Origin of the sequence: Ruminococcus sp. 1001136sp1_2201st1_G3_2201SCRN_220225 (assembly GCF_040924365.1) — a bacterium.
GTDB classification, from domain to species: domain Bacteria; phylum Bacillota; class Clostridia; order Lachnospirales; family Lachnospiraceae; genus Blautia_A; species Blautia_A faecis.
This window is the reverse complement of record NZ_JBCOME010000036.1, coordinates 37,225-45,583: the sequence shown is the minus strand read 5'-3', so window position 1 is coordinate 45,583 and position 8,359 is coordinate 37,225. Positions and strand designations below refer to the sequence as shown.

Below are 8,359 nucleotides of genomic sequence, written 5' to 3'. Positions count from 1 at the left end.
TTGATTTTGGCATGAAAAATACCTCCAAAGTAACAGATTTTTATATTTAATCTGTCTACTTTAGAGGTATCATATCATTTGCACTAATAGCGGCTGTAAATGTTATTATTGTTATAATAATCTATATTCTGTTTTTTCAAAAACAGTTCCAATCAGCAGATAGCTTTTCCAAGCTCAATGCAGGCTGCCTGAGCCTCATCATCTGGCTCTTCGTTGCAGATTACACTATCAACAGCAAGTGCAACGCCGTCGTTCTGGCATTTTTCTTCCCAGCTGCGCATCCAGTCGCCATCTCCCCATCCGTAGGAGCCGAAGAGCGCTACTTTTTTGCCTGCAAGCTTTGGCTCACATGCTTCGAATACCGGCTGGAATACGGAATCCTCAAGCTCCTCATCTCCCATTGCAGGGCATCCGAAAGCTACACCGTCGAAACCGCTGATATCTGTTCCGTCAAAATCGTCAGCGCTGATCACTTCTACTTCAGCACCAGCAGCTTTTGCACCCTCTGCTACTTTATTTGCCATTTCCTCTGTATTGCCAGTTCCGCTCCAATATACAACTGCTACTTTACTCATAACTTCTCTTAACCTCTTTCTTTTATAATTTTATTGCCAGCCTGCGAGATTATTTATGTTTGTTTCCTCCACATCCGGCGCTTTAATAACGAAAGTCAGCTTTTCCGCGATCCTTATCGCTTTTTAGCTATCACCCATAGGGGACTTTCATTGTATGTTAAGCAGCCACTGTCAGCTGCAGAACACTCCTGCCTTTTGCCCATAAATTCCGATAAACCTCACGGCATTTATGGTACTTCTGAAACATTTTCAATGCTTCACATTCATTACAATATACTTTCCAGCATCCGGAACATTTATAATTCTGTCCGCCATTCTGGATAAAACCAATTACGTCCCCAAGTGGATAATCAAGAAAAATTCCAATCTCATGTGGAAAATCCTCTGATGCCTCAAAGCGCTTCTTCAATAATGCCAGGCACTGTCCCGGTTCTGTATTTTCATATCCATATTTTTTCAGAAACCGGGCAACTCCGGGACGATTCAGATTCCGTACCAGCTGTTTTTCCCGGTATACATAAACCAGAGAACGGTTACCACGGCTGCGAAGTGCCAGCAGTTTCACACCTTTGGGATTCATCAGCTGATTCCACATGGAAATCTGAAGGTCTATATTTTCTTCCTCTTCACAGCAGGCATTGAAAAGATTGGCTGCTTTCAGTGAAGCAAGGGTAGGAGCACAGTGCTCAATGAGACATTTCTCGATCATGATAAACTCCTCACCTTTTTATGCCATCACCGCATGCTCATCCAGCGCACACTTTAAAGCGCTTGCGCTGCTGGTATGGATGCGCGCTACCGGAATGTTATTTTTCTTTGCTTCCTGTGATGCACTGATAACCATTTTATGGGACACTGTATTGGTGAAAAGAACCATCAGATCCGGACATCCGATTTTCTTGCGGATTGCACCGTTCTCCTTTGGAAAAACTTTCGCCTTATATCCATAGTCTTTGCAGATATCGGTATACTGATATACCATTCTCTCATTTCCGCCGATGATTACAATACTCATGTGAATTGTCCTTTCCGGGTTTTATGAAGCTTCTGAAAATGAGAAAACACCCAACTTCCAGGCAATGTTTTCTTCTTTTTCGTTAGTCTTTTCTAACCCTTTGTTAAAAAAATTAGAAGCTTTCCGTTTACTGTTTACAACCTTCACAGTAACGCCTGCACTTCTGAAATATGTTTTAGTTGCTACAGTCCTTTACATTTTATTTTATGTAAAAGGTGCTGATTATATATTTTTATAGTTCTACGCTTTAGTTAGCTTGTGCTAACTTTTATGATGTTAGTTTACACTAATCCTTTATTTCTGTCAAGTACAAAACAAAAAAAGAGAGCTAATGAAAAACAGTCTCATTAACTCTCTGATATATTCAAAAGTTACACGTTCACCGCAGAGCGTGTTTGAAAAATCATTCCCGCAATCTGCACCCGATTTTTTTACAATACCCGGGATGCAGACCACATCCATTTAAATTTCCTCAGTACTCACCAGATTCTTCATGCTATTCATACCGATCAATAGTGTAGAAGTATTATGAAGCAGCGCAGATGTAGTCGGCTGCAGGATTCCGGCAACACCAAGCAGGATCAGGCCAGTGTTAAATCCTACGATCGTTCTGTAATTATTGTGAATACGCTTCATCAGCGCGTCACTGATATGCTTCAGAATTACGATACCTTCCAGATTATCCGCACCGATAGTGATGTCTGCGATCTCTCTTGCAATCTCGGCGCCTTCACTTACCGCAATACCTGCGTCAGCTGCAGAAAGGGCCGGAGAATCGTTAATTCCATCACCAAGCATGACAACCTTACGTCCTTTTGCTTTCTCTTTTTCCACAAAGCTTGCTTTATCTTCCGGAAGAACCTCAGAATAATATTCGTCAACGCCAACCCTGGCTGCAACAGCCCTGGCTGTACGTTCACTGTCTCCGGTCATCATAACTACCTTGCTGAATCCGGCTTTCTTCAGTGCTTTTACAACTGCAGGAGCTTCCTCACGGAGAGGATCCTCAATACAGATAACAGCTGCAAGACTGCCTTCAATTGCAAGATACAGATGGGAATACTCATTTGGAAGATTTTTAAAACGCTCCTCCATCCCTTCCGGAATGGTGCATTTCTCATCCTCAAATACAAAATGGGAGCTTCCAATGATTGCTTTTTTGCCCTCAATGGTTGTTGAAATACCATGAGCAACAATGTATTCTACCTTAGAATGCATTTCCTCGTGATCCAGTTTTCTCTTCTTCGCTGCATCTACAACAGCTTTCGCCATGGAATGAGGAAAATGCTCTTCCAAGCAAGCTGCAATTCGTAGCAGCTCATCTTCACTCTGTCCGTTAAATGGAACAATCTCAGCCACTGTAGGTTCTGCCTTGGTAAGAGTGCCAGTCTTGTCAAATACGATCGTATCGGCATCCGCAACTGCCTCCAGGAATTTACCGCCCTTCACAGTGATTTTGTATTCTCCTGCCTCCCGGATAGCGGAAAGTACGGAAACCGGCATTGCCAGCTTCAGGGCACAGGAGAAATCAACCATCAATACGGAAACAGCCTTGGTTACATTTCTGGTAAGCAGATAAGTAAGTGCAGTACCGCCAAGTGTGTATGGGACCAGTCTGTCCGCCAGGTGCTCGGCCTTGCTCTCAAGACCGGATTTCAGTTTCTCAGTATCCTCGATCATGGCTGCGATTTTCTCATAACGGCTGGAACCACCAACTGCTTTTACAGTAATGACAGCCTCGCCCTCTTCCACAACCGTACCTGCGTATACAGAATTTCCTTCCACTTTTCTTACAGGAACAGATTCACCAGTCAGGGAAGCCTGGTTTACCATAGCCTCGCCCTCTGCGATCAAACCGTCAAATGGGATCACGTTTCCCATATGTACCACAACCAGGTCACCAGCCTGAATCTTGTCTGCGTCCACCAGCACCTCTGTTCCTTCACTGCGAAGCCATACCTTACCAGTGTTCAGAGACATGGTACGTGCCAGATCATCCACAGATTTCTTGTGGGTCCACTCCTCTAGCAATTCTCCGATTCCAAGCAGGAACATAACAGAACCGGCTGTGGAGAAGTCGCCGCGGAAAATAGAAACACCGATTGCAGTTGCATCCAGAACCGGAACCTCGATCTTACGCTTCCAGAGTGTCTTAACCCCCAGCCAGATGTATTTCACAGACATTGCAGTGGTATAGATTGCAGACAATGGATATGGCAAAAGCAGCTTACGTCCGTAATGGAAAATAACTTTATTTACCAGCTTCTCCTTATAAGTCTCATTTAATTCTCTTCCGGAATTCTCCAGCACCTGGGCGGGTACGCTGACACGGCTGTAACCAAACGCCTGAATTGCCTTCAACAGTTCATTCCGCTCTCCGGTGTAGTAAATAAGAGCATCACTGGTACGGTTAAAGACCTGAGCCTTCTTTACTCCATCCAGATTTTCCAGATAATACTGAAGGGTATCTGCCTGGGTAAAATTCATATATTTCTGAAAAAGATGGACTCTGATACGTCCTTTTTTCTCATGTTTAACTGTAAATTTCAACTTGTTCACCTACTTTTTCTTCAAAGCAAGAGTTACTGTCCATTACGTTCACCGCAATTGCTTCGCGCCACACTCTTCGAATTTTTAGTAAGGTTTGTTCACCAAAATATTTCGCAGAGTTTTTCAAAGGAACAGCAACGATTAAGAGGACTGTCGCAAAAACGGCAGTCCCCAATATGTTTGCAAGGTATTACACTGCCAGATTACTCAGCAGCTTCCTCTGTCTCAGTCTCTTCAGCTTCATCAGTCTCTTTAAACTCTGTCTCGCCTTCAGCTGCCTCATCCTCAAACGGCTCCTCAGCTGCTTTTCTGTCCTCGTTGATCTGCTGTGCATCTGCATAGATATCACCTGCATTTTCCTGAACAGTTGTAACCGTTTTCATTACACAGTCCTTTGCTCTTAAAACAGCTGCTGTGCACTCTGTGTAAACTTTTTTCGCATCTTTGCTGGAAAGAAGCTTGATACCTGCTGTTCCGAATAAAACACCTGCTGCAAAAAGTCCTGTCTTGTCCCATTTAAAACTTGCCATGATTAAATTCCTCCTTATAGTGAAACGCTATTATTGTTAATTGTTTTTCAATATTTTGGTATTATATATCAGGTTTTCTGAAATTCCCAGTACTTTTTTGCTTATCGAGAAATATTCTCATTATCTTCTTGTTTTAGAGCGTATTTGAAAAAGGTTTTCTGCAAGATGTACGGCACAATTTGTGGGAGATTTTGCCCGGATGAAGGCGCCGTAACGGGCTACGGCAACTGAATTCTGGTGAAATATACCGCAAAGAGGGGCGTACAGATTGCGGAAATGCTTTTTCAAACAGGCTCTAACTCTCTCCCCTGGATAACTGCTATTTTTATATGCCTTCATACTATCATGCCAGTTTTCAAGCACCGCACTTTGACATGGTCATCTCAATACTCTCAATATCCTGATCTCCGATATAGCCCATATTTTTCAATCCAGCTCTTACAACCTGTTTCCAGACTTCAGAAGGCAGCTTACAGACAGTATCATCGCTGAGTCTTACAGTGCAGCCATTTTCCTGGCAGCATGCTTCACAGCTGGAAATCCGGTACATGTTCTTGCGGCTGATGGCGCCGATTTTTTCCAGCATATTTACCATGCGGTAAATTGTGGCCGGTCCAATATTTCGATCTTTCTCCTGCACCTTGTAATAAATTTCCTTGCAGCAGGAACACTCCTCCTCCAGAATAATATCCAGGATCAGCTGGCGCTGTCTGGTGATCCTGCAGCCCTGTTCGCGTAATCGTTCAAAAATCATATCTTTCTGCATTTGTGTGCGCTGATATGCTTCCTGATTTTCATATGCTTTTTCTTCAACTGCATTTTTCATCATTTTCATCGCCATCCTTTTTGATTTCTGTGTGATTTTATGTCAGGAGCTGGAATTTCTATATAAAGAGAAATCATAACGGTTCGCGCCTTCACTGCTGCAGAACATCTCTTTTCCAAAACGAAATACTATTGTTATTTCCCCTTATATAAAAATTCCAGCCTGTATCTCTTTAAGGGATACAGGCTGAATTATTTAAGAACTTTGCTTAAGCAATACTCTTTGTATTAACTTTTAAGCTGTTGCTCTCTTTATATGGTCTGAACAGCAGGTACAGGAATGCTGCAACCAGAACAAATGCTACAACAGTTCCGATTCCAAATCCGCCGCCTGTAAGCAGTGTACCAATCTGATAAATGCAAAGTGAAACTACATAAGCAAGACCACACTGATAACCGATTGCAAACCAGAACCATTTTGCGTTGTTCATCTCTCTCTTGATTGCACCCATAGCCGCGAAGCACGGAGCGCAAAGAAGATTGAATACTAGGAATCCGTAAGCTGCAATTGGAGTCATAACCTGTGCAAGATTTCCCCAGATCTCAGCTCCATCCTCTGCAACCTCTGCAAATCCGAAGAGCATACCAAATGTAGCAACGACGTTCTCTTTTGCAATAAGACCTGTTACGGCTGCAACTGCCATCTTCCAGCCTTCTCCTGCTTTTGTCCATCCAAGAGGAGCAAAAATCCAGGCGATAGCAGAACCAATCTTGGCAAGAATACTGTTGTTCAGTTCTTCTACCATTCCGAAGGAACCGCCTTCCCAGCCGAATCCCATGAGGAACCAGAGAACGATTGTGGAAAGAAGAATGATGGTACCAGCTTTCTTGATGAAAGACCAGCCTCTCTCCCACATGCTTCTCAGAATATTGCCGACTGTCGGCCAGTGATATGCCGGAAGCTCCATAACGAATGGTGCCGGCTCGCCAGCGAACATTTTTGTTTTCTTAAGGATGATACCGGAGCAGATGATTGCTGCGATACCAACAAAGTAACAGCTTGTCGCAACCCATCCGCTGTTGTTAAAGAATGCACCTGCAATCATTGCAATGATCGGGAGCTTCGCACCACAAGGAACAAATGTTGTGGTCATAATTGTCATTTTACGGTCACGGTCGTTCTCGATTGTACGGGAAGCCATAACTCCAGGAACACCACATCCGGAACCGATCAACATTGGGATGAAGGATTTTCCGGAAAGACCGAATTTACGGAAGATTCTGTCCATGATGAATGCAACACGAGCCATGTAACCGCAGGACTCAAGGAATGCAAGGAACAGGAACAGAACCAGCATCTGCGGTACGAAACCAAGTACAGCGCCAACACCGGCAACAATACCGTCAAGGATCAGTCCCTGCAGCCATGCAGCGCAATTTACAGCTTCCAGAGCAGACTCAACTGCCGGAGGAATAATCTCACCGAAGAGTACATCATTTGTCCAATCTGTTACAATAGTTCCAACAGTGGTTACAGACACATAATAAACAACCCACATTACAACTGCGAAGATCGGAAGCGCCAGCCATCTGTTGGTTACGATTCTGTCGATCTTATCGGAGGTTGTAAGCTTCTTTCCTGTAGAGGATTTTGTATAGCACTGTCCAATAATGGAAGAGATGTATACATAACGCTCGTTTGTGATAATACTCTCTGTATCATCATCGAATTTATCTTCCAGAGCCTTTACTTCGTAAGACACATCCGGAACGCTCTTCATCTGCTCTACGATCTTGTCATCTTTCTCGATAAGCTTGATTGCAAAGAAACGTTTCTGAGCCTCTGCAACAGTTCCTGTCAGCTTATTCTCAACAGATTTGATCGCATCCTCAACATCCTGTGCAAATTCGTGAACCGGAATTGTTTTCTTTTTGCTCTGTGCTGCACTAATTGCTTTCTCAGCAGCTTTCATGATTCCGGTTCCCTTAAGAGCGGAAATCTCAACTACTTCACAGCCAAGTTTTTTGCTTAATTTATCAATATGTATCTTGTTTCCGGATTTCTGAACAAGATCCATCATGTTAATAGCCATAACCACCGGAATACCAAGCTCCATGATCTGTGTGGACAGATACAGGTTACGTTCAAGGTTTGTACCATCTACGATGTTGATGATCGCATCTGGCATTTCATTGATCAGGTAATTTCTGGCAACCACTTCCTCAAGTGTGTATGGGGAAAGGGAATAAATACCAGGAAGGTCCATGATGGTTACATCCTTATGACCTTTCAGTTTACCTTCTTTTTTCTCTACTGTTACACCGGGCCAGTTACCAACGAACTGGTTAGAGCCGGTCAGTGCATTGAATAATGTGGTCTTGCCGCAGTTAGGGTTACCTGCAAGTGCAATCTTAATCGACATTTTCATGCCTCCTCTTTCTTTCCAGATTTTCTTTTTCCGGGCTTATTATATACAGCTTCTGCTGATTTTAGTTGCCCTGTGCTGCCGATTGTTTCAATCAGCTTTCATTTGTTAGTGTTTCAACCTTTTATTAGGTTTCGCTAACCAATCAGGTAAAAAAAATTGCCTGTTCACTTCCAGAACATGCAATTTCATGCTGTGCTGATTTTGCCACTGTTCATATGACAACATTTATAAAATGTTTCTCAAAAATATGTGAGCAGTAACTTTTCCCTTATGTACACACAGCAAAGTACTATATCCTGTACAGTATTTATTCTACCTCTATCATTTCTGCATCGACTTTTCTCAGAGACAGTTCATAATCTCTTACGGTTACTTCAATAGGATCTCCAAGCGGTGCAACTTTACGTACATAGATCTGTACCCCTTTGGTAATTCCCATATCCATGATACGTCTCTTTACTGGTCCTTCGCCGTGCAGTCTCTTCACTGTGACAG

General features: G+C 43.2%; 10 protein-coding genes. All 10 read right to left on the bottom strand.

The annotated features are described in order from the left end of the window. Positions 1-152: 152 nt before the first annotated feature. The 10 genes from AB5642_RS12435 to AB5642_RS12390 all read right to left on the bottom strand — a co-directional run bounded on the left by AB5642_RS12435 (position 153) and on the right by AB5642_RS12390 (position 8,351). Complete coding sequence (locus AB5642_RS12435; RefSeq protein WP_148461782.1) at positions 153-575, bottom strand: flavodoxin; 423 nt, start codon at positions 573-575, stop codon at positions 153-155. A 157-nt stretch (positions 576-732) separates the two neighbouring features. Then, a complete protein-coding gene (locus AB5642_RS12430) occupies positions 733-1,284 on the bottom strand; it encodes a DUF3793 family protein (protein WP_148461783.1) in 552 nt (183 codons plus the stop codon). Positions 1,285-1,302: 18 nt separating this feature from the next. Next, positions 1,303-1,590 carry a DUF2325 domain-containing protein gene (locus AB5642_RS12425; protein ID WP_148461784.1) on the bottom strand — a complete coding sequence of 96 codons (288 nt, stop codon included), beginning with the start codon at positions 1,588-1,590 and terminating at the stop codon, positions 1,303-1,305. A 371-nt stretch (positions 1,591-1,961) separates the two neighbouring features. After that, complete coding sequence (locus AB5642_RS12420; protein ID WP_368366626.1) at positions 1,962-2,012, bottom strand: hypothetical protein; 51 nt, start codon at positions 2,010-2,012, stop codon at positions 1,962-1,964. Positions 2,013-2,052: 40 nt separating this feature from the next. Then, positions 2,053-4,140 (bottom strand): heavy metal translocating P-type ATPase, encoded by a 2,088-nt coding sequence (locus AB5642_RS12415; protein ID WP_368371659.1) that lies wholly within the window; start codon positions 4,138-4,140, stop codon positions 2,053-2,055. Positions 4,141-4,343: 203 nt separating this feature from the next. Beyond that, positions 4,344-4,670 (bottom strand): DUF6110 family protein, encoded by a 327-nt coding sequence (locus AB5642_RS12410; RefSeq protein WP_368371658.1) that lies wholly within the window; start codon positions 4,668-4,670, stop codon positions 4,344-4,346. Between the two features lie 120 nt (positions 4,671-4,790). Further along, positions 4,791-5,009 (bottom strand): DUF6783 domain-containing protein, encoded by a 219-nt coding sequence (locus AB5642_RS12405; RefSeq protein WP_368371657.1) that lies wholly within the window; start codon positions 5,007-5,009, stop codon positions 4,791-4,793. Positions 5,010-5,025: 16 nt separating this feature from the next. Continuing rightward, positions 5,026-5,499: a Fur family transcriptional regulator gene (locus tag AB5642_RS12400; RefSeq protein WP_243249213.1), complete on the bottom strand. Its 474-nt coding sequence runs from the start codon at positions 5,497-5,499 to the stop codon at positions 5,026-5,028. A gap of 205 nt (positions 5,500-5,704) precedes the next feature. Beyond that, complete coding sequence (gene feoB / locus AB5642_RS12395) at positions 5,705-7,858, bottom strand: ferrous iron transport protein B (protein ID WP_195380206.1); 2,154 nt, start codon at positions 7,856-7,858, stop codon at positions 5,705-5,707. Positions 7,859-8,171: 313 nt separating this feature from the next. Further along, entirely contained in the window at positions 8,172-8,351 is a 180-nt protein-coding gene (locus AB5642_RS12390) for a ferrous iron transport protein A (RefSeq protein WP_368371660.1), read from the bottom strand. Positions 8,352-8,359: the final 8 nt, after the last annotated feature.

Excerpts from the sequence above, each read along its gene's own strand:
- AB5642_RS12435 (WP_148461782.1), bottom strand. The coding sequence starts at position 575 with ATGAGTAAAGTAGCAGTTGTATATTGGAGCGGAACTGGCAATACAGAG.
- AB5642_RS12430 (WP_148461783.1), bottom strand. The coding sequence starts at position 1,284 with ATGATCGAGAAATGTCTCATTGAGCACTGTGCTCCTACCCTTGCTTCA.
- AB5642_RS12425 (WP_148461784.1), bottom strand. The coding sequence starts at position 1,590 with ATGAGTATTGTAATCATCGGCGGAAATGAGAGAATGGTATATCAGTAT.
- AB5642_RS12410 (WP_368371658.1), bottom strand. The coding sequence starts at position 4,670 with ATGGCAAGTTTTAAATGGGACAAGACAGGACTTTTTGCAGCAGGTGTT.
- AB5642_RS12405 (WP_368371657.1), bottom strand. The coding sequence starts at position 5,009 with ATGAAGGCATATAAAAATAGCAGTTATCCAGGGGAGAGAGTTAGAGCC.
- AB5642_RS12400 (WP_243249213.1), bottom strand. The coding sequence starts at position 5,499 with ATGATGAAAAATGCAGTTGAAGAAAAAGCATATGAAAATCAGGAAGCA.
- feoB (WP_195380206.1), bottom strand. The coding sequence starts at position 7,858 with ATGTCGATTAAGATTGCACTTGCAGGTAACCCTAACTGCGGCAAGACC.